23 protein-coding genes are annotated in these 22,945 nt (G+C 69.9%); 11 read left to right on the forward strand and 12 right to left on the reverse strand.

Annotated features, from left to right (window positions below; genetic code table 11):
* The first annotated feature begins 29 nt into the window (after window positions 1–29).
* Window positions 30–995, forward strand: coding sequence for a MerR family transcriptional regulator (locus tag ACQHII_RS36450; RefSeq protein ID WP_427923257.1), 966 nt, complete (start codon window positions 30–32; stop codon window positions 993–995).
* A 40-nt stretch (window positions 996–1,035) separates the two neighbouring features.
* Window positions 1,036–1,605: a GNAT family N-acetyltransferase gene (locus ACQHII_RS36455; protein WP_427923258.1), complete on the forward strand. Its 570-nt coding sequence runs from the start codon at window positions 1,036–1,038 to the stop codon at window positions 1,603–1,605.
* A gap of 75 nt (window positions 1,606–1,680) precedes the next feature.
* On the opposite strand, the gene ACQHII_RS36460 is transcribed toward ACQHII_RS36455, so the two are convergent.
* The 3 genes from ACQHII_RS36460 to ACQHII_RS36470 all read right to left on the reverse strand — a co-directional run bounded on the left by ACQHII_RS36460 (window position 1,681) and on the right by ACQHII_RS36470 (window position 4,874).
* On the reverse strand, window positions 1,681–3,363 hold the full coding sequence (locus ACQHII_RS36460; RefSeq protein WP_427923259.1) for a rhamnogalacturonan lyase B N-terminal domain-containing protein: 1,683 nt from the start codon (window positions 3,361–3,363) through the stop codon (window positions 1,681–1,683).
* A gap of 93 nt (window positions 3,364–3,456) precedes the next feature.
* Entirely contained in the window at window positions 3,457–4,311 is an 855-nt protein-coding gene (locus tag ACQHII_RS36465; RefSeq protein WP_427923260.1) for a hypothetical protein, read from the reverse strand.
* Entirely contained in the window at window positions 4,308–4,874 is a 567-nt protein-coding gene (locus ACQHII_RS36470) for a SigE family RNA polymerase sigma factor (protein ID WP_200713547.1), read from the reverse strand. The genes ACQHII_RS36465 and ACQHII_RS36470 overlap by 4 nt, the downstream gene beginning before the upstream one ends.
* Before the next feature lie 265 nt (window positions 4,875–5,139).
* Here ACQHII_RS36470 and ACQHII_RS36475 point away from each other — a divergent pair, with 265 nt between their 5' ends.
* Window positions 5,140–6,591 (forward strand): NCS2 family permease, encoded by a 1,452-nt coding sequence (locus tag ACQHII_RS36475; RefSeq protein ID WP_427923261.1) that lies wholly within the window; start codon window positions 5,140–5,142, stop codon window positions 6,589–6,591.
* 34 nt (window positions 6,592–6,625) lie between these two features.
* Here ACQHII_RS36475 and ACQHII_RS36480 read toward each other — a convergent pair whose 3' ends face one another.
* The 3 genes from ACQHII_RS36480 to ACQHII_RS36490 form a co-directional block, all read right to left on the reverse strand.
* Complete coding sequence (locus tag ACQHII_RS36480; RefSeq protein ID WP_427923262.1) at window positions 6,626–8,086, reverse strand: peptidoglycan D,D-transpeptidase FtsI family protein; 1,461 nt, start codon at window positions 8,084–8,086, stop codon at window positions 6,626–6,628.
* A gap of 64 nt (window positions 8,087–8,150) precedes the next feature.
* On the reverse strand, window positions 8,151–8,621 hold the full coding sequence (locus ACQHII_RS36485) for a GNAT family N-acetyltransferase (protein ID WP_427923263.1): 471 nt from the start codon (window positions 8,619–8,621) through the stop codon (window positions 8,151–8,153).
* Between the two features lie 3 nt (window positions 8,622–8,624).
* Window positions 8,625–9,398 carry an IclR family transcriptional regulator gene (locus tag ACQHII_RS36490; RefSeq protein ID WP_427923264.1) on the reverse strand — a complete coding sequence of 258 codons (774 nt, stop codon included), beginning with the start codon at window positions 9,396–9,398 and terminating at the stop codon, window positions 8,625–8,627.
* 140 nt (window positions 9,399–9,538) lie between these two features.
* Here ACQHII_RS36490 and ACQHII_RS36495 point away from each other — a divergent pair, with 140 nt between their 5' ends.
* Together ACQHII_RS36495 and ACQHII_RS36500 are read left to right on the forward strand one after the other, a co-directional pair.
* Window positions 9,539–11,068, forward strand: a complete 1,530-nt coding sequence (locus tag ACQHII_RS36495; protein ID WP_427923265.1) for an aldehyde dehydrogenase (NADP(+)) — start codon at window positions 9,539–9,541, stop codon at window positions 11,066–11,068.
* Window positions 11,069–11,174: 106 nt separating this feature from the next.
* Window positions 11,175–11,783 carry a DUF1349 domain-containing protein gene (locus ACQHII_RS36500; protein WP_427923266.1) on the forward strand — a complete coding sequence of 203 codons (609 nt, stop codon included), beginning with the start codon at window positions 11,175–11,177 and terminating at the stop codon, window positions 11,781–11,783.
* On the opposite strand, the gene ACQHII_RS36505 is transcribed toward ACQHII_RS36500, so the two are convergent.
* Window positions 11,743–13,113, reverse strand: a complete 1,371-nt coding sequence (locus ACQHII_RS36505) for an MFS transporter (protein ID WP_427923267.1) — start codon at window positions 13,111–13,113, stop codon at window positions 11,743–11,745. The two genes, ACQHII_RS36500 and ACQHII_RS36505, sit on opposite strands and share 41 nt — an antisense overlap.
* Before the next feature lie 82 nt (window positions 13,114–13,195).
* On the opposite strand from ACQHII_RS36505, the gene ACQHII_RS36510 reads away from it, so the two are divergent.
* From ACQHII_RS36510 to ACQHII_RS36535, 6 genes are all read left to right on the forward strand, one after another.
* Complete coding sequence (locus ACQHII_RS36510; protein WP_427925491.1) at window positions 13,196–14,191, forward strand: GlxA family transcriptional regulator; 996 nt, start codon at window positions 13,196–13,198, stop codon at window positions 14,189–14,191.
* Window positions 14,188–14,679, forward strand: a complete 492-nt coding sequence (locus ACQHII_RS36515) for an N-acetyltransferase family protein (protein WP_427923268.1) — start codon at window positions 14,188–14,190, stop codon at window positions 14,677–14,679. Before ACQHII_RS36510 ends, ACQHII_RS36515 begins: the two co-directional genes overlap by 4 nt.
* A gap of 77 nt (window positions 14,680–14,756) precedes the next feature.
* Window positions 14,757–15,470 carry a DsbA family oxidoreductase gene (locus ACQHII_RS36520; protein WP_427923269.1) on the forward strand — a complete coding sequence of 238 codons (714 nt, stop codon included), beginning with the start codon at window positions 14,757–14,759 and terminating at the stop codon, window positions 15,468–15,470.
* A gap of 96 nt (window positions 15,471–15,566) precedes the next feature.
* A complete protein-coding gene (locus ACQHII_RS36525) occupies window positions 15,567–16,616 on the forward strand; it encodes an aminotransferase class V-fold PLP-dependent enzyme (protein ID WP_427923270.1) in 1,050 nt (349 codons plus the stop codon).
* A 21-nt stretch (window positions 16,617–16,637) separates the two neighbouring features.
* Complete coding sequence (locus ACQHII_RS36530) at window positions 16,638–17,255, forward strand: RNA polymerase sigma factor (protein ID WP_427923271.1); 618 nt, start codon at window positions 16,638–16,640, stop codon at window positions 17,253–17,255.
* 25 nt (window positions 17,256–17,280) lie between these two features.
* Entirely contained in the window at window positions 17,281–18,282 is a 1,002-nt protein-coding gene (locus ACQHII_RS36535; RefSeq protein ID WP_427923272.1) for a maleylpyruvate isomerase family mycothiol-dependent enzyme, read from the forward strand.
* 9 nt (window positions 18,283–18,291) lie between these two features.
* Here the strand turns inward: ACQHII_RS36535 and thpD are convergent, their stop codons facing one another.
* From thpD to ACQHII_RS36560, 5 genes are all read right to left on the reverse strand, one after another.
* Window positions 18,292–19,182 (reverse strand): ectoine hydroxylase, encoded by an 891-nt coding sequence (gene thpD, locus ACQHII_RS36540; protein WP_427923273.1) that lies wholly within the window; start codon window positions 19,180–19,182, stop codon window positions 18,292–18,294.
* A gap of 5 nt (window positions 19,183–19,187) precedes the next feature.
* Complete coding sequence (locus ACQHII_RS36545) at window positions 19,188–19,592, reverse strand: ectoine synthase (RefSeq protein WP_427923274.1); 405 nt, start codon at window positions 19,590–19,592, stop codon at window positions 19,188–19,190.
* 28 nt (window positions 19,593–19,620) lie between these two features.
* Window positions 19,621–20,892 carry a diaminobutyrate--2-oxoglutarate transaminase gene (gene ectB / locus ACQHII_RS36550; protein WP_427923275.1) on the reverse strand — a complete coding sequence of 424 codons (1,272 nt, stop codon included), beginning with the start codon at window positions 20,890–20,892 and terminating at the stop codon, window positions 19,621–19,623.
* A gap of 46 nt (window positions 20,893–20,938) precedes the next feature.
* Window positions 20,939–21,448, reverse strand: coding sequence for a diaminobutyrate acetyltransferase (gene ectA / locus ACQHII_RS36555; RefSeq protein ID WP_427923276.1), 510 nt, complete (start codon window positions 21,446–21,448; stop codon window positions 20,939–20,941).
* A gap of 272 nt (window positions 21,449–21,720) precedes the next feature.
* A complete protein-coding gene (locus tag ACQHII_RS36560; protein WP_427923277.1) occupies window positions 21,721–22,794 on the reverse strand; it encodes a pyridoxal-phosphate-dependent aminotransferase family protein in 1,074 nt (357 codons plus the stop codon).
* Between the last annotated feature and the right edge of the window lie 151 nt (window positions 22,795–22,945).

The following is a 22,945-nucleotide window of genomic DNA, read 5'->3' on the forward strand; positions in this document are numbered from 1 at the left end:
CCAGTAGGGGGAGACGCAAAAGTGGCGGCATGGACGGCGACCCCCTCTACTCGATCGGCGAACTCGCCCGGCGGACCGGGCTCACGGTCAAGACCATCCGGTTCTACTCCGATCGCGGGATCGTGACGCCGGTGGACCGCACCCCGGCCGGTTACCGCCTTTACGGCACCGATGCCGTCGCACGGCTCGACCTCGTAAGGACCCTGCGGGAGCTGGGACTTGACCTCTCCACGATCCGGAAGGTCGTGGACCGGGAGCTCTCGCTTCCCGAGGTCGCCGCGGCGCATGCCGAAGCGTTGGCGGTGCAGATTGGTGTGCTGCGTCTGCGGCATGCGGTGCTGGCGGCGGTGGGCGCGCGGGGGTCGACACCTGAGGAGACGGAGCTTATGCATCGACTGGCCCAGCTGTCCGAGGACGAACGTCGGCGTCTGGTCGACGAGTTCCTCGGCGCAGTCTTCGGCGGGCTTGACGCCGCCGTCCCCGCGTTCGTCGGGGTCAAGCGCTCGATGACCCCCGAGCTGCCCGACAACCCGGATGCGGAACAGGTCCAGGCGTGGGTGGAGTTGGCCGAACTGTCCCTGGATCCTGAATTCCGCGCCTCCGTGCGGCAGTTGGCCGAGGAGCAAGCCGCCGAGCAGGTGCGAAGAGATGCGACGACGGGCCCGCGTCGTGACATTGCCGCAGTCGTCCGTGACCAGGTCGGGCCGGCCCTCGCCGCCGGTATCGCACCGGCCTCGTCTCAGGCCGATCCGTTCGTTGCCGCCTTCACCGCGGACTACGCGCACCTCTTCGACCACCCCGACGACGACATCGAGCTTCGTCGCCGGCTGACCGCTCGGCTGGAGCGCGTCAACGACCCCCGCAGGGAGCGGTATCTCCAACTGCTCGCCGTGGTCAACGGCTGGCCCGCCCCGGAGAGTCTGGCACCGGCGCTCGACTGGTCCGTGCAGGCTCTGCGCGTCCGGACGGACACTGCCACGGCAGGGCAGACGTGAGACACCGCAGGGCGAAATCGGCGCCGAATATGATCAGTTCATGACTGCTCCCGTCGTACTTCACGTAGCCGCGACGCCGACCGCCCCCGCTCTCGTTCTTCGGCCCTGGCGCCTCGCGGACGTTCCCGCGCTGGTCGAGGCGGGCCGGGATCCCGTCTTGCGGCAGTGGATAACTTCCCTCGTCGACAACGAGGTTGACGGGGCGCGGTGGGTGCGGGAGCAGGAGCGGGGTTGGGCGGCGAGGGAGCGGTTCGCGTTCGCCGTATTTGAGGCCCAACCCGGCTCTGATCAAGAGCAGTTGGTGGGCAATATGGTTCTCAAGGAGGTCACTCCCGGCAAGCCGGCCGCCGAAGTGGGCTATTGGACCGCCGCACACGCTCGCGGGATGGGAGTGGCACCCCGCGCACTCCACGCAGTCAGTGAATGGGCCTTCGACACCTTGGCCGCCGACGGGCTGGAGTGGCTCGAACTCCTGCACCAGGTGAACAACTTGGCCTCGTGCCGGGTCGCGGAGAAGGGGCGGTACGAGTTCGACAGCGTGCTGCCCGCCGCGCCGCCCGCCTTCCCCCGAGACGGCCACCTCCACGTGCGGCGGCGCGCGGACCGCTGAGATCCCGGGCCCCGATGGACAACGCCCCCGCCGGTCGTCACCGGCGGGGGCGTCGCTCTGCTGACCGAGGGGGGCTCAGGCCAGCAGGTCGATGCAGTCGAACGACGTGCCTGGACTGAGGAAGCCCGTGCCCGTTGAACCACTGACCGCGTTGATCTTCAGGACGTTGTACTTCGTCGTGTCCGAACTCCACGCACTGGAAGGGACGTTGAAAACGAACGTGTGGTTGTTTCCGCGGTAGGAACCCGTGGTGAGATCGCGCGTCGAGGGTTGTGTGGGTGGGGTGGGGATGGGCGAGACCCAGTCGTTCACCGTGACTTGGGGGCGGGCGTTGATGTACGCCGTCGTCACCCCGACCCGCAGCGTGTGTGCTGCTGCTGCCTGCGCCGCCGTCAGTTTGAAGTAGATCAGGACGCCGTCGTTGACGTCTTTCCACAGATACGCCGGGAAGGACGCGGCCTCGCCCCCGCTCCCGATCGTCACGTTCCCCGTCCACTTCGCCGCCCGGGCGTCGGAGGGATGCGCGTACGTCATCAGCTCGGCGTTCTTGAACTCCCCTGGTGTGCCGTCCCAGTTGCCCAGGCGCCACACCGCCGTGGCCGCGGACGGGTCACCGGTGATCGTCAGGGTGTGCAGCGACGTCGTACCGCCCGCTGTCACCGCCACCGACCCCGTGTGCACCGCCAGTTCGCCCTTGAAGACCGTCAGTGTGTACGTCCCGGGCAGCATCCCCTTGCAGGAGAAGGCGCCGGTGCCGGTCGCGGCCTTCGTCCAGTACTGCGCGTCCGGGTTGGAAAAGCCCACCGTGTAGGGGTACTTGGGGTCCATGCCCTTCAGGCCGACCCCCGCCACCTTCCCGCGGCCCGCCTTGCCCACCCAGCCCGTGATGCCCAGCGCGTCCACCCACGACGTGTCGAGGTTCGCCGCGAAGAGGGCGGACGACGGTGTGCCGCCGTCCGTGAACGTCACCACGAACGGGCCCTGGAGGCCGAAGCGTTCGGGCTCCGTCTGGGCCTCGTTGTAGTGCAGGATCTCGTACAGGCCCGAGCCTCCCTCGTTCGAGTGGCGCAGCAGGGAGCGGTAGAAGGGGCCGCCGGACGCCTTCTCGTGGTTGGAGCGGACCAGATACAGGCCGACGGCGCCGGTGGTGAAGCCGACGTGGTCGTAGTCGATGGTCCGCTTGCCCGAGTAGTGCTTGGAGCGGGTCGTGCCGTCGGGGTGCTTCCAGACGTCACCCGCCTCGATGATCGTGTCGGTGGTCGAATCCCAGGCGTCGGAGCCGGAGTTGGGGAACATTCCCGGCTTCACCCGCACGATGTAGCGGGTCGCCGTGAAGGACGCGTCCGCCTTGTCCGTCCACAGGTAGACATTGTTCTCGCCGCTGCGGGCCGCGTACCACTGGGTGATCGGGCCGTGGACCACCTTCACCAGGATCGTCGAGCCAGACTGCCCGATGGTGACCGTCGAGGCGCCGAGCCCGGACTCGACGTGCGAGTGCTTGCCGCCGTAGCCCTCGTACTCCTTGCCCTTGTAGGCGAGGGACGTGAGGTCGCCCGTCGACTTCGAGACCTTGAACACGAGCGAAGCGCCCGTGGTGATCACGTAGTCGGAGCCGTCGTCGGTGTAGCCGAAGGCCGCGGCGGAGGCGGACGGGAGGAGGCCGGCGCCGCCCGCGACGGCCGCGCCGGTGGCGGCGACACCGATCGCGGAGGCCCCGAGCACCCGCCTGCGGGTGAGGTGCTTCTTGTGCGTGCTCAAGCGACTTGCTCCGTGTGCTCCGTGCGAGAGGAACCTTGCGCTTCCTTGTCGCCACCGGAGGAGAAAGGGTTGCCGCCTGTACGAGAATTCCGGTTACGACTTCTGCGCCGCGAAGTCGCCCTTCACGGACAGCTGTTGCCCGGCCGCCGTGCCCGCCGCCGAGTAGCTGTCGTCCTTGGCGTCCCGGCCGCCGCGGTCGTGGTTGTACTGCCCGGCGAAGACCCAGTCCCCGACCGCGACCGTACGGCCCTCCTTGAGCACCCAGGTGTAGACCAGGAACCCGTCCTGTTCCGCCACCGTCTGCGTGAAGTCCTGCTCGGGCAGTGAGCGCCAGGCGCCCGCGGAGCTGACCCCGCCGGTCAGCTTGACCTTCAACTGGACGGTGAGCGAGGTGAGTTGCTTGGTCGCCTTCAGGGTGATGTCGCTCTGCGCCCAGAAGTCGTTGCTGCCCGGGTCGATCGAGCCGTCCGACCACAGCGGGCCGTCCTGGGTACCGGAGGCCGGCGGCAGCACGGGCGCGGACGGCGAGGCGGTCGCGGACGCCGTCGGGGAGGTGCTCGCCCCGGACGAGTTGTGCGAGGTGCCTGAACCCGAACTCGGCTTCGGGGCAACCGGTTTGACCGGGGTACGGCTCGTCGCGTCCGGGGACGGCGTGGGTGTCGGGGTCGGCGAGACGGACACCGTCTGCTCGGCGGGGGAGTTGCCCTTCACCGCGGACGCCACCGCGTAGCCGCCGATCGCGAGGACGCTCGCCACTGCCGCCGTCGCGCTGACCACCCGCACCCAGCCGAACACCGGCGGCCGGGTGGCCCGGTGGTCGGGACGCGACTGCGCGGCCATGCCGCGTTCGAGCCGCGCCAGGATACGCGCCCGGTCGGGCTCGTGCGCCTCGGCCGCCTCGTGCAGCCGGGCGCTCAACTCGTCGTCGTGGACGTCCTGGTGCCTCATCGGTTCCTCCCTCCGGTCTCGCCGCCGCGCGCCATGGCCGCATGCATCTGCAGCGGAGGGCTCTGCGGGCCGAGCAGACGCTGCAACTCGGCCATGCCCTTCGACGTCTGGCTCTTAACCGTACCGACGGAGACACCGAGGGCGAGCGCGGTGTCCTTCTCCGACAGATCGAACGCGTGCCGCAGCACCACACAGGCCCGCTTGCGGAACGGCAGCCTGCGCAGGGCCTCCTGGACGTCGACCACGCCGGCCACGTCCGGGTTCTCGGTCTTCTCCTCGCGCTGCGACCAGAACAGGGCGACCCGCCGCCGTTCGCGCACCGCGCTGCGGATCCGGGTGCGGGCCAGGTTGGCGACGACGCCACGGGCGTAGGCCGCGGGGTGGTCGGCGGCGCGCACCCGGTCCCAGCGGTGCCAGAGCGCGAGCAGCGCGTCGGCCGCGAGATCGTCGGCGGCGTCCGCCTCACCCGTCAACAGGTGGGCCAGGCGCGACAGTTCGGCGTAGTGGCGTTCGAAGAAGGCGTGGAACTCCACGGAGGCGGCGTCGTCGACGACTGTGCCCACGGCGGACCTCTCCTCGCTGCGTGGTTGTGTGTGTCATGTAGATGACACGTGATCATCCGGAGGTGACTCCGGCGAGATCCGGAAGCGTAGCAGTGATCAACTGGCTGGATTGGTGCAGGCCTTCGAACGTTGTTTGACAGGTCGGCCACAAGCCGGTGCGTCGACCCTGATTCCGTAACACGGGGAAAACCTGAAACAGGTTCAACGCGGGAACAATCCAGCCAGCATCCGCGCACCGATCACTGAGGCAACGAGGAGTACCCGCATGTCAGAGTCACAGAAGGTGGCTGACCGGCCAAGTGCCGAACCACCGGCGGCGAACAGCGTCGACCGGTACTTCAAGATCTCCGAACGGGGGTCCACCTTCGGCCGCGAGATACGCGGCGGCTTCGCCACGTTCTTCACGATGGCCTACATCCTCGTGCTGAACCCGATCATCCTGGGCAGCGCCAAGGACAAGTTCGGTCACTCGCTCGACACCGGCCAACTGGTCACCGCCACCGCCCTGGTGGCCTGTGTGATGACGGTCATCATGGGCGTCGGCGGCAATCTGCCCCTCGCCATCGCCGCGGGCCTCGGCCTCAACGCCGTCGTCGCCTTCCAGCTGGCGCCGCTGATGAGCTGGCCCGACGCGATGGGTCTCGTGGTCATCGAGGGCGTCCTGATCTGCGTCCTGGTCCTCACCGGACTGCGCGAGGCGATCATGAACGCGATCCCGCAACAGCTAAAGCAGGCCATCGGCGTCGGCATCGGTCTGTTCATCGCGTTCATCGGCTTCGTCGACGCCGGCTTCGTCAGTCGTATACCGGACGCCGCGCAGACCACGGTCCCCGTACAGCTCGGCGCCGTCGGCAGACTGACCGGCTGGCCCGTCCTGGTCTTCTGTCTCGGCGTACTGCTGACCATCGCGCTGGTCGCCCGCAAGGTGAAGGGCGCGATCCTGATCAGCATCGTCACGATGACCGTCCTCGCGATCATCATCAACTCCGCCGCCGACATCAAGAGTTGGGGCCTGATGACCCCCAAGGTGCCGGACAAGATCGTGGCCGCGCCCGACTTCGGGCTCATCGGACACTTCAGCCTGTTCGGAGCCTTCGGCGAGACCAGCGCGATCACCGTGATCCTGCTGATCTTCACGCTGATCCTGTCGGACTTCTTCGACGCGATGGGCACGATCGTGGGGATCAGCGCGGAGGCCGGACTGCTGGACGAGCAGGGGCAGGTGCCCAACATCGGCCGTGTCCTGTTCATCGACGGTGCCGCGGCCGTCGCAGGCGGGATCGGTTCCGCGTCCTCCAACACCGCCTACATCGAGTCGGCTTCGGGTGTGGGTGAGGGGTCGCGTACCGGGTTCTCGAACCTGATCACCGGTGGGCTGTTCGGGCTGGCGCTGTTCCTGACCCCGCTGCTGACCATCGTGCCGTTGCAGGCCGCCGCGCCCGCGCTGATCGCCGTCGGGTTCCTGATGATGACCCACGTCAAGCACATTGACTGGGACAAGTACGAGATCGCGATCCCGGCGTTCCTCACGATCGCCGCGATGCCGTTCACGTACTCGATCACCGACGGGATCGGCGCCGGGTTCGTCTCGTACGTCGTGATCAAGGCGGTGCTCGGGAAGGCGAAGGAGGTCAACTGGCTGCTGTGGGGTGTGTCCGCGCTGTTCCTCGTGTACTTCGCCATCGACCCGGTGGAGCAGATCCTCGGCGTCAAGTGAACGACGGCCCCGGCCACCCGGCCGGGGCCGCTCGCTAACTCTTCAGCGCCGCCTTCATCATCGCCTTGGCCACCGGGGCCGCCAGGCCGTTGCCGCTGATCTCCGACCTCGCCGCGTCCGACTGCTCGACCACCACCGCCACCGCGACCTCCTTGCCGGTCGAGTCGGACTTGCCGTAGGACGTGAACCAGGCGTACGGGGACTGGTCGTTGTTCTCGCCGTGCTGGGCGGTGCCCGTCTTGCCGCCCACGGTCACGCCCGCGATCCGGGCGTTCGTGCCGGTGCCGTCGGTGATGACGCTCTGCATCGCCGACTGGAGCTGCTGCGCGGTGCGCGAGCTGACGATCTCTTTCGTCGTCGTGCTGGTGTCGTAGTTGTGGACCACATCGCCGCCGCTGTCGGTGGTCTCCGACACCATGTGCGGGGAGACCAGCTTGCCGTCGTTGGCTATAGCGGCCGACACCATGGCCATCTGGAGCGGGGTGGCGGTCACGTCGTACTGGCCGATGCCCGTCAGGGCCGTCGACGACTGGTTCATGTTCGAGGGGTAGACGCTCGGGTACGCGCGCACAGGGACGTCCAGCTTGTCGTCGTTGAAGCCGAACTTCTCGGCCATCGCCTTGACCTTGTCCTGCCCGAGGTCGACGGCCATCTTCGCGAACACGGTGTTGCACGAGTACTCGAGCGCGACCCGGATCGAGGCGTTGGTGCAGGGCGCGGACGAACTCTCGTTCTTCAGCGGGGTGACCGTGCCCGGCAGGGTGTACGGCGAGGGGCTGGTCGTCTTCTCGTCCACCGAGGAGTAGAGCCCGTCCTCCAGGGCCGCCGCGGCCACCACCAGCTTGAACGTGGAGCCCGGCGGCAACGGCTGGCGCAGCGCGCGGTTGGTCAGCGGCTTGTCGGGGTCGGCGTTGAGCTGCTTCCAGGCAGCGCCGGCGGTGTTCGCGTCGGTCAGCTTCGAGGGGTCGTAGGACGGCGTCGAGACGACGGCGAGGATCTTGCCGGTGGTCGGATCGATCGCGACCGCGGCGCCCTTCTTGTCGCCGAGCGCCTCGTACGCGGCCTTCTGAACCGCCGGGTCGATCGTCGTGACCACGTTGCCCGGAGCCGCCCGCTCCCCGGTGATCGTGTCCATGACGGTCTTCAGTCCGCTGTCCGTGCCGTCGAGGAGGTCCGCGTAGATCCCCTCCAACTGCGTCGGCGCGTAGCTCTGCGAGGCGTAGCCCGTCACCGCCGCGTACAGCTTGCCGTCCGTGTAGGTGCGCTTGTACGCGAGGTCGCTGCTGCTCTCCGTCCGCGTCGAGCCGGTGATCGCGTTCCCGGCCACGATGATGTTCCCGAGCGGGTCCGCGTACGTCTCGATCGCGTTGCGCCGGTTGTCCTTGTCGTCCGCGAGCGCCTGGCCGTCGTAGAACTGCACCCAGGTCGCCCTCACCAGGAGAGCGAACACGAGGAGCAGTACGAAGACGGAGGTGCGCCTGATCGTCTTGTTCATCCCGCATGGAGGACGAGCGGACGGGACGGAGTCGTTCCCTTACGCCGCTTTTCTCATCGAGTGCTCATGAAGTCAGCGTCAGGAGGAGCTCGTCGATCTCCTCGCCCCGCGCGTTCGCGAACCCCCGGTCGTGCCCGGTGACGACGAAGCCGCACTTCTCCAGCACGCGCCGCGAGCCCGCGTTGTCGGCGGCCACGCGCGCGTGCAGCGGGCGTTCGGACACCTCGGCCAGCAGGTCGCGCAGCGCGGCCGTCGCGATGCCCTTGCCCCAGTAGGCGCGGTCGATCCAGTACGTCACCTCGCGCTCGCCCGGCTCGCCGTACACCGCGGCGCTGCCCACCACGTCACCGTCGACCAGGACCGTACGCAGCACGTCCGCCGACGCCCGGATGCGCTTCCAGTGGGCGTCGAAGGCGTCCCGGTCGGCCGGGTCCTTGGGCCCGAAGGCGGCCATCCGGAGCGATTCGGGGTCGTTCGTCTGCCGGAAGAAGACCGGCAGGTCGCTGTCGTGGACCGGGCGCAGAGCGACGTCCATCGGTCAGAGCCTCCGGGTCGCGAGGGTGAGCCGGTCACGGGCGTCGAACAGGGCGTCCTTCACCATCTGTTCGTGCGCGGGCGTCAGCCGCGCCACCGGCACCGAGCAGCTGATCGCGTCCCGCGCGGGGGTGCGGTACGGAATCGCGACGCCGAAGCAGCGCAGCCCGAGCGTGTTCTCCTCGCGGTCCACGGCGAAGCCCTGCTCACGGACCGTGTGCAGCTCCTCGATGAGCTTCTCGCGGTCGGTGATCGTGTGCTCGGTGAGCGCGGGCAGCGTCTCCGGGAGCATCTTGCGGACCTGCTCGTCCGAGTAGGTGCTCAGCAGCGCCTTGCCCAGCGAGGTCGAGTGCGCCGGGAGGCGGCGGCCGACACGGGTGAAGGGCCGTAGATAGTGCTGCGACTGGCGGGTGGCCAGGTAGACCACGTTCGTGCCGTCGAGGCGGGCGAGGTGGATGGTCTCCGTGGTGTCGTCGGAGAGCCGGTCGAGGGTGGGGCGGGCCGCCGCGACCACCTCGTCGCCGTCGATGTACGACGTGCCGACCAGCAGCGCCCGTACGCCGATGCCGTACCGCGTGCCCGTGGCGTCCGTCTCCACCCAGCCCAGCTCCACCAGCGTGCGCAGCAGCATGTAGAGGCTGGACTTGGGGTAACCGACGGCCTCCTGGACCGCCGCGAGGGAGTGCATACCGGGCCGGCCCGCGAAGTATTCGAGCAGCTCCACCGTCCGCACCGCGGACTTGACCTGTGCCCCGCCGCCACTCTCGCCTGCCGACATCGCCCTTGACCCCTTCGTTCGACGAGAACCTTGAGTTATCGTCTCCACGAGCACATTCATCATCAGAGACAGCGTTCAGCATATCGAACGAGCCTGGTGAATGACCCAGAACTGCGGCATTACATGTGGAGGGACCCGCGGTGGCAGCAGCACCAGTCTGGAGTGTCGACCCCCGAACCGGGAAGCAGCGGGAACAGGTTGCGGTGGAGGCCACAGCCCAGGAGGTGGACGCAGCCGTCCGCGCCGCCCATGCCGCGCGTGGCTCGCTCGCCGACCGCACGGTCCGCGCGGCCTTCCTGCGCGGCGCCGCCGACCAGCTCGAAGCGGCCAAGAACCAGCTGGTCGAGGTCGCCGACGCGGAGACCGCGCTCGGCCCGGTCCGGCTCAACGGCGAACTCGCCCGCACCTGCTACCAGTTGCGCGCCTTCGCGGACATCGTCGACGAGGGCGCCTTCCTCGACGTCGTCATCAACCACCCCGACGACACGGCCACCCCGCCGATCCCGGACCTGCGCCGCTACAAGGTGCCGCTGGGTGTCGTCGCCGTCTACTCGGCCTCCAACTTCCCCTTCGCCTTCTCCGTCCCCGGCGGCGACACCGCGAGCGCGCTGGCGGCCGGCTGCCCGGTCGTCGTCAAGGCCCACCCCGACCACCCCGGCCTGTCCGAGCTGGTCGCGAAGGTGCTGCGCCGGGCCGCCGCCGAGCAGGGCATCCCGGACGGGGTCCTCGGCCTGGTGCACGGCTTCGAGGCGGGCGTGGAGCTCGTCAAGCACCCGCTGGTCTCGGCCGCGGGCTTCACCGGGTCGGTGCGGGGCGGCCGCGCCCTCTTCGACGCGGCCGCGTCCCGGCCCGTCCCGATCCCCTTCCACGGCGAACTGGGCTCCCTCAACCCCGTCGTGATCACCGAGGCGGCTGCGGCCGAGCGGGCCGAGGCGATCGGCACGGGGCTCGCCGGGTCCATGACCCTGGGCGTCGGCCAGTTCTGCGTGAAGCCCGGTCTGGTGCTGGTGCCGTCCGGCTCCGCCGGGGACGGGCTGGTCAAGTCGCTCACCGACGCCGTCAGCGACACGGACTCCGGTGTGCTGCTCGACCACCGGATGCGCGACAACTTCCTCGCGGGTGTCGCCGAGCGGGCCGGGCTCCCCGACGTGGACTCGCCGGTGACGCCCGGCGCGGGCAGCGAGCACACCGTGAGCCCGGGGTTCCTGACGGTTCCGGCGGAGAAGCTCGCGGCCGAAGGGGCGTACGACCTGTTGCTCGAAGAGTGCTTCGGGCCGGTCACCGTGGTGGCCCGCTACGACGACGACGCGCAGGCGAATGCGGTGCTGTCGCGGCTTCCCGGGAATCTCACGGCGACTGTTCATCTGTCGGCGGAGGAAGCGGCGGGGGAGGGGCGGGGGGCGGAGATCCTGGCCGAACTCACGCCGCTGGCCGGGCGGGTGTTGGTGAACGCGTGGCCCACGGGGGTTGCGGTGGCGCCTGCGCAGCATCACGGAGGGCCGTATCCGGCGACGACTTCTACGTCGACTTCCGTTGGCGGTACGGCTATTGAGCGGTGGCTGCGGCCGGTTGCTTATCAGAACACCCCTGAGGCTTTGCTGCCGTTGGAGCTCAGGGACGACAACCCTCTTGGGCTGCCTCGGCGTTATGACGGGCGGTTGGAGCGGTAGCGCCGTTGGGGGTGCGGTTGAGTGCGGAGTGCCGGTCCGTTGTGGCTGGTCGCGCAGTTCCCCGCGCCCCTGAAAGACCTTCGCCTGGGCCTGAGATAGTAAGTGGATGGACTTGGAACTTCCCCAACTACCTTTCCCCCTCCGTACTTACGGGCCCGACGGGCATTGGTCCTACGAGGACGGTGTGCTCACCGGGTGGGCCGGGCCCCGGCAGGATCGGTTTGTGCCGCCCACCGGGGAGGGGCTGGACCCCGCCTCCGACGCGCCCCGGTTGCTCGGGGCGCCGCACGGGGACTTTCAGCTGATCGCTCGGGTGACCGTGGGGTTCGCGGGGTCGTTCGATGCCGGGGTGCTCTATGTCCATGTGGGGGAGCGGGCCTGGGCGAAGTTGTGCCTGGAGTACTCGCCGGACGTGCCCACTGTCTGTACGGTCGTCACCCGGGGACACTCCGACGACGCCAACTCCTTCACCGTGGACGGGAGTTCGGTGTGGCTGCGGGTCAGCCGTACCGGGCGGGCCTTTGCCTTTCATGCCTCGCGGGACGGCGAGCGGTGGGTCTTCGTCCGGCTCTTCACGCTCGGTGACGAGAAGGAGACGGACGCCGCGCTGGTCGGATTCATGACGCAGTCGCCGATCGGGGAGGGGTGTGTCGTGACGTACGACCACCTTGAGTTCAGGGCGAGTTGGCCGGACGACCTGAGAGACGGAAGCTGAGCGAGGCCGTCACCGCGAAGAGGGCCGCGCTGATCGCGAGGCTCTCCCGCAGGCCCGTCGTGAAACCGTCGGAGACCAGCGCGCCGAACACGGCGATGCCCAGCCCACCGGCCACCTGGCGCGCCGAGTTGAGGACCCCGGCCGCCAGCCCCGCCCGCTCCGCCGGTACCGCGTCCATCATCACGATGGTCAGCGGCGGGACCGTCAGGGCGCAGCCGACGGCCATCGGCGCGAGCAGTACGGCGACCAGGAGCGGGGGCGTGCGCTCGTCGACCCAGAGCAGACCGAGGGTGCCCGCCGTGGCCAGCAACTGCCCGATCAGCATGGGGAGTCGGGCTCCGTAGCGGCCCGCCAGTCTGCCCGACAGGATGTTCGTCACCGAGATCAGCGCGGCCATCGGGAGGAACATCAGGCCGGCGTACAGTGCCGAACGGCCCTGCACCTGCTGGAAGAAGAGCGAGAAGAGGAAGACCACGCCGTAGAAGGCGACACTGCACGCAGCGCCCGCGGCGACCGCCACGGACACCGCGCGGCTGCGGAACAGGCCGAGCGGCACCACGGGATGTGCCTGGCGGAGTTCGATCCGTACGAAGGCCGCGCCCGCCACGAGGGCGACCAGCGAGGCCACAACTCCCGTTGTGCCGCCCTCGATCACCGCGAAGGTCACGGCGGTGAGCGTCACCACCGCCGTCAGCTGGCCCGGGAGATCGAGCGGTGCGGGCCGGCGTTCCGAGCGCGGTGAGCGGACCAGGAGCGCCAGTGCCACCGCGCCCAGCGGCAGGTTGATGAAGAAGATGCCCCGCCAGTCCCAGACGGTGGTCAGCGCACCCCCGGCCACCGGTCCGAGGGCGATCGCCACCGCACCACCCGCGCCCCAAGTGGCCACCGCCCGTGCCCTCTTGGCCGGCTCGGGGTAGGCCTGTCGTACGAGGGACAGTGAGGCCGGCAGGACGACGGCCGCCGCCACTCCCTGCGCCACGCGCGCGGCGATCAGCTCGGGCAGGTTGGGGGCCAGGCCGCAGGCCGCCGAGGCGAGGGTGAACACCGCGATGCCGATCGCGTACGCCCGGCTCGCCCGGGCCCGGTCCGCGAAGGCGCCGGTGGACAGCATCAGGGCGGCGAAGGCGAGGGTGTAGGCGTCCACCACCCACTGCAGGCCCGCCATCCCGCCACCGAGAGCCTGTCCGATCGACGGCAGTGCCACGTTCACCACGGACGCGTCGAGGGTGATGAGCGCGAAGCCGAGGAGGGCGGCGGTGAGGGTGAGAGCGGGGGAGGGTGGGGTCAAGTCGCGGGTGCGGGGCGTGAGTTGGGTGGTGGTGGTTGGCATGTACTCATGCTGCGGACTCGCGACGGCATAGAGTAGTGGCCGGAATGCCATACAGCCGGAGGTTCTGGCCATGCCAAGGAACATGCCGAGGAAACGGTCCCCGCACCGCGTCGCGATCGTCGCGCCGTCCCCCGTCTCCATGTTCAACCTGGCCATCCCGGAGATGCTCTTCGCCAAGGTCGAGGTCGACGGCGAGCCCGGCTACGAGGTGACCATCTGCAGCTCGGACGGCGGCCCGGTGGTGACGACCGGCGGCCTGCACCTCCAGGTGGGCCGGGGTCTCGACGTCCTGCGCACCGCCGACACGGTCGTGCTCGCGGGCACCGGCGAGCGCTACGAACCCGATCCGGTCGCGGTCGCCGCCGTCCGCGAGGCCGCCGCCGCGGGCAAACGCGTCGCCTCCATCTGCAGCGGCGCCTTCCTGCTCGCCGAGGCCGGGCTGCTCGACGGCCGCAGCGCCACCACGTACTGGGGGATGGCGGACGAACTGCGCGAGCGCTACCCGGCCCTCGACCTCAGAGGAGACGTCCTCTACGTCCAGGACGGCCAGGTCCTCACCGCCTCCGGCTACGCCGCCGGCATCGACCTCTGTCTGCACATCATCCGCACCGACTACGGCGCCGCCGTCGCCAAAGAGGTCGCCCGCCTCGCCCTCGTCGCACCCGTACGGCCGGGCGGGCAGACGCAGTTCACCCAGACCCCGCTGCCGCCCGAACGCGGCACCGCCTGCGCCGACACCCGGGGCTGGGCCATGCGCAACCTCGACAAGCCGCTCACCCTCACCGACCTGGCCCGGCACGCGGGCGTGAGCGTCCGCACCCTCACCCGCCGCTTCCACGCCGAGAGCGGGGTGAGCCCCCTCCAGTGGCTGCTCCACCAGCGCGTCGAGCGCGCCAAGGAGCTCCTGGAGACCACCGCCCTCCCCATGGACCAGCTGGCCCGCGCCTGCGGCCTGGGCACGGCGGACTCCCTGCGCGGCCACCTGGTCCGCCGCACCGGACTGGCCCCGAGCGCCTACCGGACGCAGTTCAGCCGGCTGGGAACCGGAGCGGCGGAGGTCACGTCATCGGTCGCATGACGAGTGATCGCGCCACCGACACCCTGATGATCCGCACGGCCCTGCCCGCCGAGGCCGGGACCATCGCCGACCTGCACTTCCGCGCCCGGTCGACCTACTACCCCGACGGCCTCCCGCCGTCCGACCTCGACTGGCGCGCCGCCTGGTCGGCCTCCGTCGAGCGGCCGGACGGCCATGTGCTGTGCGCGGTCCAGGAGGGCCGTATCGTCGCGGTCGCCTCCTTCCGCACTCCGGAGGACGGCCCGGCGGAAACGGTCAAGCTGTTCCAGTTCCACGTCGACCCGGACCGCTGGCGCTCCGGCCTCGGCACGGCCCTGCACACGGCCTGCGTCGAGCAGTGGCGGGCCGACGCCCGGCGGACCGCCGTACTCGACGTGCATGTCGACAACGAACGGGCGCAGGCCTTCTACGTCCGTCAGGGCTGGGTCGCCGATCCGGCCGACGACGGTCACCACCTGGGGATGCGACTGGCGCTCGCCGGGGAATGAAGCGGGACGAAGGAACGTTCACGGGGGAAACGGAGGGACTCTCCGTCAACCGCACACGTCCTGGAAAGAGCCGAAGAATGCGCGTCGAGATCTGGTCGGACATCGCCTGTCCCTGGTGCTATGTGGGCAAGGCCCGCTTCGAGAAGGCCCTCGACGCCTTCCCGCACCGCGACGGCGTCGAGGTCGTCCACCGGTCCTTCGAGCTCGACCCGGGCCGCGCCAAGAGCGACATCCAGCCCGTGCTGAAGATGCTCACCAAGAAGTACGGCATGAGCGAGGCGCAGGCGCAGGCGGGCGAGGACAACCTCGGCGCCCAGGCCGCGGCCGAGGGCCTCGACTACCGCACCCGCGACCGCGACCACGGCAACACCTTCGACATGCACCGCCTCCTCCACTTCGCCAAGGAGCAGGGCCGCCAGGACGAGCTGATCCAGGCGCTGTACAAGGCGAACTTCGCCGAGGAGCGGTCCGTCTTCGGCGACGACGAGCGCCTCGTCGAACTGGCCGTGGGCGCAGGCCTCGACGCGGACGCCGCCCGCAAGGTGCTGGCCGACCCGGGCGCCTACGCCGACGACGTCCGCGCCGACGAGCGCGAGGCCGCCGAACTGGGCGCGAACGGCGTCCCCTTCTTCGTCCTCGACCGCAAGTACGGCGTCTCGGGCGCCCAGCCCGCCGAGGTCTTCGCCCAGGCACTGACCCAGGCGTGGGGCGAGCACGCACCGCTCAAGCTGATCGACAACGGTGACGCGGAGGCCTGCGGTCCCGACGGCTGCGCGGTGCCGCAGGCCTGAAAGCCGCAGGTCGGGGGCGACGCATAAGCATCGCTTAGAGGATTCACGCAAAAATACGCAATGGACGAGGGGCGCACGGCACCGCAGAGTGGAGCCATGGAGACCTTCGAGAGCCTCGTCCGCGCCGAGTTCGCCCCGAAGAACACCTACCTCAACACGGCGAGCACCGGCCTCCTCCCGAGGCGCACCGTCACCGCCATGCACACCGCCGTCGAGGCGGCCTCGGTCGGCACACCGACCGACATGTTCGACGACGTCGAGGCGTCCCGCGCCGCCTTCGCCCGCCTGGCGCGGGTGCCGGTCGGCCGGGTCGCGGCCGGTGCCTCGGTGGCGGTGTACAGCGGACTGATCGCCTCCTCGCTCCCGTCCGGCGCCGAAGTCCTCACCGCCGAGGCCGACTTCAGCTCGGTGGTGAACCCCTTCCACATGCGCGCCGACCTCAAGGTGCGCACCGTCCCGCTGGAGCGGATCGCCGAGTCGGTACGCCCCGGCACCGCGCTCGTCGCGGTCAGCGCCGCCCAGTCCGCCGACGGCCGGATCGCCGACCTGCCCGAACTCCGGGCGGCGGCAAGCGAACACGGGGCGCGTACGTACGTCGACGCCTCGCAGGCCGCCGGCTGGCTGGACCTCGACGCGGACGCCTACGACTACGTCGCCGCCGTCGGCTTCAAGTGGCTCTTCTGCCCGCGCGGAGTCGCCTTCCTGGTCACCCCGGAGGACCTCGGCGGCCTCGACCCGGTCTTCGCGGGCTGGGTCGCGGGGGAGGCCCCATGGGACAGCTGCTACGGCCCGGTCGCTGAACTCGCCCACTCCGCCCGCCGGTTCGACGAGAGCCCGGCCCTCTTCTCCTACGCCGGTGCCCGTCACTCCCTCGCCCTGCTGGAGGAGTTGGGCGTGGCCGCCGTACGCACCCACGACCTCGCCCTGGCCGACCGCTTCCGCGCGGGCCTGGCGGCCCTCGGCCACGAGCCCGTTCCGTCCCCCGGCGCACCGATCGTCTCCGTCCCCGGACTGGGCCACCGCCAGGGCGAGTTGAGCGCGGCCGGAGTCGAGGTCTCCGACCGGGCGGGGAACCTGCGCGCCGCCTTCCACCTCTACAACACCCCCGAGGACGTCGACCGCCTGCTGGACGTCCTGTCCGGCTGACGCTAGGAAGGGCACCAGGGGGTGGTGCCGGTGCAGCCGACGGGCAGCAGCACGTCCGTACCATCCGCCGCCGACACGGAGCTGCACCGACGGCTCGTGTACGGCGACGAGTCCGCGCTGACCGAGGCGTACCGGATCTACGGCGGCCTGGTGCGCGGGATCGCCGCACGGGTCACCCGCAGCCCGCTCGCCGCCGAGGACGTGGCGCAGGAGGTCTTCGCCCACCTGTGGAGCAGGCCCTACGCCTTCGACGCGGGCCGCGGCTCGCTGCGCACCTGGCTCTCGCTGCTGGCGCACCGGCGGGCCGTGGACTGGGTGCGCGGCGAGGCCAGACACCGCAAGCACAGCCACGCCGACGACTCGGCGCTGCACGCGATCCCGGACGCCGGACCGGGCCCCGACGAGACGGTCGTGGACCGCGAACGCGCCCTGCTCCTGCACACCGCGCTCGCCGAACTCCCGCAACCCCAGCGGGAAGTGGTACACCTCGCCTACTTCGCGGGCCGCACCTACCGCCAGGCCGCCGCCGAACTCGGCATCCCCGAGGGCACCGCCAAGACCCGCCTGCGCACGGCGTTACGCACCTTGGCCGAGTCTTTGGCGGACCCACCGGACCCGGCGCTGGAAAGAGGCGCATGATGACGAGAAGGAAGGGGGACGCTCGATGACCGACCACGACGGTGTACGGGACCTACTGGCCGCCTGGGCCTTCGGCGCGCTCCCGCCCGCCGAGCGCGGAAGCGTCCAGCCGCACCTGGCCGAGTGCGAGAGCTGCTCCGCCGAAGCGGCCCGACTGCGCGAGACGGTACGCCTGTTGGACGGCCCACTCGTGAACGGCGCCCAGGCCGAACCCACCGCGCACGTCCTCACCCGTGCCCTGCGCGCCCGCCCCGCCGCACCCCAAGTCGCCCCGCACGCCGCCCCCTACGCCGCCGCGGTGGCCGGACTCCGCGCCCTGCTCCCCGAGTTGGAGGGCCGTTGGGGCACTCCGGTGGTCCACGACTGGGACGCCCACGCGACACTCGCCCATCTCCTCGCCGCCGACGAGCACTTGGCCGTGCGCCTGGGCATCGGCGCGCGCGTCCCCGTGTCCCGGATCGAGGAGGGCACGGCCTGGGAGGACGCCTGGGACCGCCGTACGAGGGACGTCATCGCCCATGAGCACGGCCGTGACCCCGGGGCGACGGTCGCCGACTGGTCCGCGCAGGCGGCGGACCTCCTCGCGACCCCGGAGGCGGGCGACTCCGAACTCGCCTCCTGCGCAATGCTGTTGATGGGGATCAGGCTGCCGGTGGCCGATCACTTCGTGGTGCGGGCCTTCGAGACCTGGATCCACACCGACGACCTGGGCCGCGCCCTCGGCCTGCGCGTACCGCCGCCGCCCGAGGAACACCTCGGGCGGCTGGTCCGGCTGGCCGTGCGCGTCCTCGGTCTGGCGCTCGGTCCCGCCGCGCCGCCGGTGCTCTTCGCGATCACGGGCGGGGGCGAGTGGGTGCTGGGCTCCGAGGACGAGCCCGTGCGGGCCGAACTCGTCCTGGATCCCGTCGACTTCTGCCTGCTGGTGGGCGGGCGGTACACCCCCGACGCGGTGCCGCGCGGGGCGACGGGCGACGAGGACGCCGTACGGAACGTACTAGAGCGGGCCGCGGCCCTGGCCTGGCTCTGACGCCGTCCCTCAGCTCACCGGCGTGAAGTCCCGTGCCCCGATGAACGCGGGCCTGCGCACCGGCGCCGCGAACGGCTCGACTGCCTTGTTCTCCACGCTGTTGAAGACGATGAAGACGTTGCTGCGCGGGAACGGGGTGATGTTGTCGCCGGAGCCGTGCATGCAGTTGCAGTCGAACCAGGTCGCCGAACCGGCCCTGCCCGTGAACAACTTGATGCCGTACTGCGAGGCCATGTCGGTCAGCGCCTCGTCGGACGGCGTGCCCGCGTCCTGCATCTGGAGCGACCGGCGGTAGTTGTCCTCGGGGGTCGCGCCCGCGCAGCCGAGGAACGTGCGGTGCGAGCCCGGCATGATCATGAGGCCGCCGTTGGTGTCGTGGTTCTCGGTGAGCGCGATCGACACCGACACGGTCCGCATGTTCGGCAGCCCGTCCTCGGCGTGCCAGGTCTCGAAGTCCGAGTGCCAGTAGAAGCCGCTCGCGCCGAAGCCCGGCTTCACGTTGATCCGGGACTGGTGGACGTACACGTCCGAGCCGAGGATCTGCCGGGCCCGCCCGACGACCCGCTCGTCCCGCACGAGCCGCGCGAACACCTCGCTGATCCGGTGCACTTCGAAGACCGACCGGATCTCCTTCGACTGCGGCTCGACGATCGACCGTTCGTCGGCCCGGATCGCGGGGTCGGCTACGAGGCGCTCCAACTCCCCTCGGTAGACGGCGACTTCGTCGTCACGGAGGAGTTCCGGCATGGCGAGGAAGCCGTCGTGCTCGAAGGAGTGGAGGTCGGCCGGCGGGATCGGTCCCGGGGTGTCGGGGGAGCCCCAGACGACGGGGTCCCTGCGCGGGACGGACACCTCGGTGGTGCCGCGGCTGGGGTACAGGTCAGTGACTGTGGTCGTCATGCTCGTCAGACCTCCTCGGGTTCGGTGAGCAGGGGGTAGACGCCGTTCTCGTCGTGGTCCTCCCGTCCGGTGACGGGCGGGTTGAAGACGCAGATGCAGCGGAAGTCCTCCTTGATCCGCATCGTGTGCCGCTCGTGCCCGTCGAGGAGGTACATGGTCCCGGGCGTGATCGTGTACGTCTGCCCGGTCTCGTTGTCGGTCAACAGGGCTTCGCCCTCGACGCAGACGACGGCCTCGACGTGGTTGGCGTACCACATGGACGTCTTCGTCCCCGCGTAGAGGACGGTCTCGTGGAGCGAGAAGCCGACCCGTTCCCTGGCGAGGACGATGCGCTTGCTCTCCCAGGTGCCGGACGCGGCTTTGATGTGCCGGTCGGTGCCTTCGAGTTCCTTGAACGAACGGACAATCACGGTGTTTCGACGCCTCCTTGACGTGGTGTCAGACGGTTTCCCGTACGGCTCGGGCGAGGACGCTCAGGCCCTCGTCCAGCTCTTCCGGGGTGATGGTCAGCGCGGGGAGCAGTTTCACGACCTCGCCCTGCGGGCCCGACGTCTCGACCAGCAGGCCGAGTTCGAAGGCGCGGGCGCAGATCCGCCCGGCGCGCTGGGGGTCCTTGAACTCGATGCCCCAGACCAGTCCGCGGCCCCGGTACTCCTTGATGTCGGCGAGGTTCTCCTCGGTGATGGAGATCAGCCCCTGCTCGACCTGTTCGCCGCGGGTCCGGGTCTGCTTCTCCATCGCGGAGCCGTCCGCCCAGTACGCCTCCAGGGCGGCGGTCGCGGTGACGAACGCCGGGTTGTTGCCGCGGAACGTGCCGTTGTGCTCGCCCGGCTCCCAGATGTCCAGCTCCGGCCTGAACAGGCACAGCGACATCGGCAGGCCGTAGCCGCTGATGGACTTGGAGACGGTGACGATGTCGGGCACGATCCCCGACTCCTCGAAGGAGAAGAACGCGCCGGTGCGTCCGCAGCCCATCTGGATGTCGTCGACGATCAGCAGCATGTCCTGGCGCTCGCACAACTCGGCGAGCGCGCGCAGCCATTCGGGGCGGGCGACGTTGATGCCGCCCTCGCCCTGCACGGACTCGACGATCACGGCGGCCGGCTTGTTGAGACCGGAGCCCTGGTCCTCCAACAGCCGCTCGAACCACAGGAAGTCGGGGACCCTGCCGTCGAAGTAGTTGTCGAACGGCATCGGCGTCCCGTGCACCAACGGGATGCCGGCACCGGCCCGCTTGAAGGCGTTGCCGGTCACGGCGAGCGAGCCCAGCGACATCCCGTGGAAGGCGTTGGTGAACGACACGATCGACTCGCGGCCCTTCACCTTCCGCGCCAGCTTCAGCGCGGATTCAACGGCGTTGGTGCCGGTCGGGCCGGGGAACATCACCTTGTACGGCAGGTCGCGGGGCCGCAGCACCAGGTCCTGGAAGGTCTGGAGGAACGCCCGCTTGGCGCTGGTCGACATGTCGAGCCCGTGGGTGACGCCGTCGCGCTCCAGGTAGTCGATCAACGCCCGTTTCAGGACAGGGTTGTTGTGCCCGTAGTTGAGCGAGCCGGCGCCCGCGAAGAAGTCGAGGTAGGCGTGGCCGTCCTCGTCGTACATACGGCTGCCCCGGGCCCGGTCGAAGACGGTGGGCCAGCCGCGGCAGTAGCTGCGGACCTCGGACTCCAGGGTCTCGAAGACGCTGAGATCGGGCTGGGTGATGGTCACGCGAATCGCTCCTCAGGGGGTGTGGGGGGTTTCGGAGGCCGCGGCCTCAGACACTCAACGGACCGATCCGGTACAGCACTTCGGGGTCGTGCGGTCCGTCCGGGAAGTCACCGGCCTCGAAGAGGACCGTGCGCTCGACGGTGGCGCCGTGGCGTTCGGCGTAGGAGGTGAAGAGACGCTCGGAGGCGGTGTTGCCGGGCGTGATCGTGGTCTCGATCGCGGTCAGCCCGTCGTACTCGGCCGCGACCCGTTCGGTGAGGCCGTCCAGCAGCCGGGCGGCCAGCCCGCGCCCGCGCTGCGCGGCGTCGACGGCGACCTGCCACACGAGCAGGGTGCCGGGCCGGTCCGGCGGGATGTAGCCGGTGACGAAACCGACCGGTTCCCCGCGCTCGTCCCGCACGACGGCGGAGGTGCCGGCGAAGTCCCGGCACCACAGCAGATAGCTGTACGACGAGTTCAGGTCGAGGGCGTTCGAGTCCTTGGCGATACGCCAGAGCGCGGCGCCGTCGGCCACCGTGGGGCGGTCTGTGTGCAGGTCTGCTCGGGTGGCGGTCATGCAAGTTGAATTTACCGAGGGAAATTCGAAATTGCATGGAGGAATGGGGTTACGTCTGGGGCTGTGCTGTGTTATCACGCGTGCGGGTGCGGAAGTTATGTACTGGTTTGACCCGCACATAAAGGGCAAAATAGTCTTCCTGTGTAACGGGTCACAAGGGTGTAACCCTCACGAGATCTACGCGAATTATTTGCGTTTGACCGCACGGAAAGCGGGCAGGAGGGAATGGGAAGCTGCCCGTTAAATCGGCGATAAAATTTCCCGGAATTAAATCAGGATTCGGCGCTGGTAATGCCGCGGATGCTTTCCATCGCCGTGCCCAGTGCCGCCAGGCAGCTCTGTACCGTCTCCACCGTCGCGTCGACCCCGTAGTGGTTGACCCGGATCATCTCCTTCGACAGGGCGCCACCGCCCGCCGTGAGGGGCAGGGTGGGGGCCGTTGCCAGGGCCCTCGCCACCAGGTCCGATGCGATGACGCCCGGCGGTGTCCTGAGCGTCGTGGCGACCGGTGCGGCCTCGGTCGCGTTGTGGACGTACGGTTCCAGGCCGCCGCCCAGGGCCAGGGCGCCCGCGCGGGTGGCCGCCGCCGCGGTGGCGTGGCGGCGCATCACCGTGTCGAGGCCCTCCGTCTCGATGCGCTCGACGCAGGCCTCCAGGGCGAGCATCTCCAACTGGGCCGGGGCGTGGAGCAGGGTCTTGCGGCCCGCGTCCACCCAGCGGTCCTTCCAGTCGAGGAGGGAGAGGTACGAGCGGCGCGGGGCGCCGGGGTTGGACGTCATACGGGCCCATGCCCGTGCGCTCACCGACACCGCCGAGACGCCCGCCGGGCCGCCCATCGCCTTCTGCGCCCCGATCACGCACAGATCGACGCCCCATGCGTCCGGCAGCACCGGCTCCGCGCCGATGGAGGCCACCGCATCGAGGTAGAAGAGGGCGCCGTGCGCGCGTACGACCTCGCCGATCTCCGCGACCGGGTTGGTGTTGCCGGTCGCCGCCTCCGCGTGGACCAGGGACACGAAGTCGATGTCGGGGCGCTCGGCGAAGGCCTCCCTGATCCGGTCCGCCGTCACCGCCGTGTGGAAGGGGACCGCCAGGTCGATCACCTCGGCGCCGCAGTCCCGCAGCCAGTTGCCGAAGGTCTGCCCGTAGGGGCCGGTGATGACGTTCAGCGCGACCGTGCCAGGACCGGCCGTCGAACGGATCGCTCCCTCCAGCGGCAGCAGCGCCTCGCCCTGCATGATCACGACATCCTGCTCGGTGCCGAGCAGCCGGGCCACCCGGTCCTCGATCGAGGCGAAGTGCGCGGCGCTCAGCGGGGGCAGGTCGAGGAAGGGGTGGTGCGTCACGGCTGTGCTCTTTCACTCGCGGGGTCGATGAGGATGAGGGTAACCGGCGCCCCTGGGCCCCTCTGACCGGCGACTTCTTAGCCCGTACGGCCCCCTGGGCGCCACCTCACCACGAGCGGGTCGCCCCGCCCCTCCGAATAATCGGAAGCCA

The sequence above is a fragment of the Streptomyces sp. cg40 genome, assembly GCF_050320165.1.
Taxonomy (GTDB): Bacteria; Actinomycetota; Actinomycetes; order Streptomycetales; family Streptomycetaceae; genus Streptomyces; species Streptomyces hokutonensis.

What these genes read in the sequence shown, in the direction of transcription:
- ACQHII_RS36520 (WP_427923269.1), top strand. Translation starts at nt 14,757, where the DNA reads ATGCGCGTCGAGATCTGGTCGGACATCGCCTGTCCCTGGTGCTATGTG.
- thpD (WP_427923273.1), bottom strand. Translation starts at nt 19,182, where the DNA reads ATGACGACCACAGTCACTGACCTGTACCCCAGCCGCGGCACCACCGAG.
- ectA (WP_427923276.1), bottom strand. Translation starts at nt 21,448, where the DNA reads ATGACCGCCACCCGAGCAGACCTGCACACAGACCGCCCCACGGTGGCC.
- ACQHII_RS36500 (WP_427923266.1), top strand. Translation starts at nt 11,175, where the DNA reads ATGGACTTGGAACTTCCCCAACTACCTTTCCCCCTCCGTACTTACGGG.
- ACQHII_RS36515 (WP_427923268.1), top strand. Translation starts at nt 14,188, where the DNA reads ATGACGAGTGATCGCGCCACCGACACCCTGATGATCCGCACGGCCCTG.
- ACQHII_RS36525 (WP_427923270.1), top strand. Translation starts at nt 15,567, where the DNA reads ATGGAGACCTTCGAGAGCCTCGTCCGCGCCGAGTTCGCCCCGAAGAAC.
- ACQHII_RS36475 (WP_427923261.1), top strand. Translation starts at nt 5,140, where the DNA reads ATGTCAGAGTCACAGAAGGTGGCTGACCGGCCAAGTGCCGAACCACCG.
- ACQHII_RS36505 (WP_427923267.1), bottom strand. Translation starts at nt 13,113, where the DNA reads ATGCCAACCACCACCACCCAACTCACGCCCCGCACCCGCGACTTGACC.
- ACQHII_RS36510 (WP_427925491.1), top strand. Translation starts at nt 13,196, where the DNA reads ATGCCGAGGAAACGGTCCCCGCACCGCGTCGCGATCGTCGCGCCGTCC.
- ACQHII_RS36465 (WP_427923260.1), bottom strand. Translation starts at nt 4,311, where the DNA reads ATGAGGCACCAGGACGTCCACGACGACGAGTTGAGCGCCCGGCTGCAC.
- ACQHII_RS36490 (WP_427923264.1), bottom strand. Translation starts at nt 9,398, where the DNA reads ATGTCGGCAGGCGAGAGTGGCGGCGGGGCACAGGTCAAGTCCGCGGTG.
- ACQHII_RS36480 (WP_427923262.1), bottom strand. Translation starts at nt 8,086, where the DNA reads ATGAACAAGACGATCAGGCGCACCTCCGTCTTCGTACTGCTCCTCGTG.
- ACQHII_RS36485 (WP_427923263.1), bottom strand. Translation starts at nt 8,621, where the DNA reads ATGGACGTCGCTCTGCGCCCGGTCCACGACAGCGACCTGCCGGTCTTC.
- ACQHII_RS36535 (WP_427923272.1), top strand. Translation starts at nt 17,281, where the DNA reads ATGACCGACCACGACGGTGTACGGGACCTACTGGCCGCCTGGGCCTTC.
- ACQHII_RS36450 (WP_427923257.1), top strand. Translation starts at nt 30, where the DNA reads ATGGACGGCGACCCCCTCTACTCGATCGGCGAACTCGCCCGGCGGACC.
- ACQHII_RS36455 (WP_427923258.1), top strand. Translation starts at nt 1,036, where the DNA reads ATGACTGCTCCCGTCGTACTTCACGTAGCCGCGACGCCGACCGCCCCC.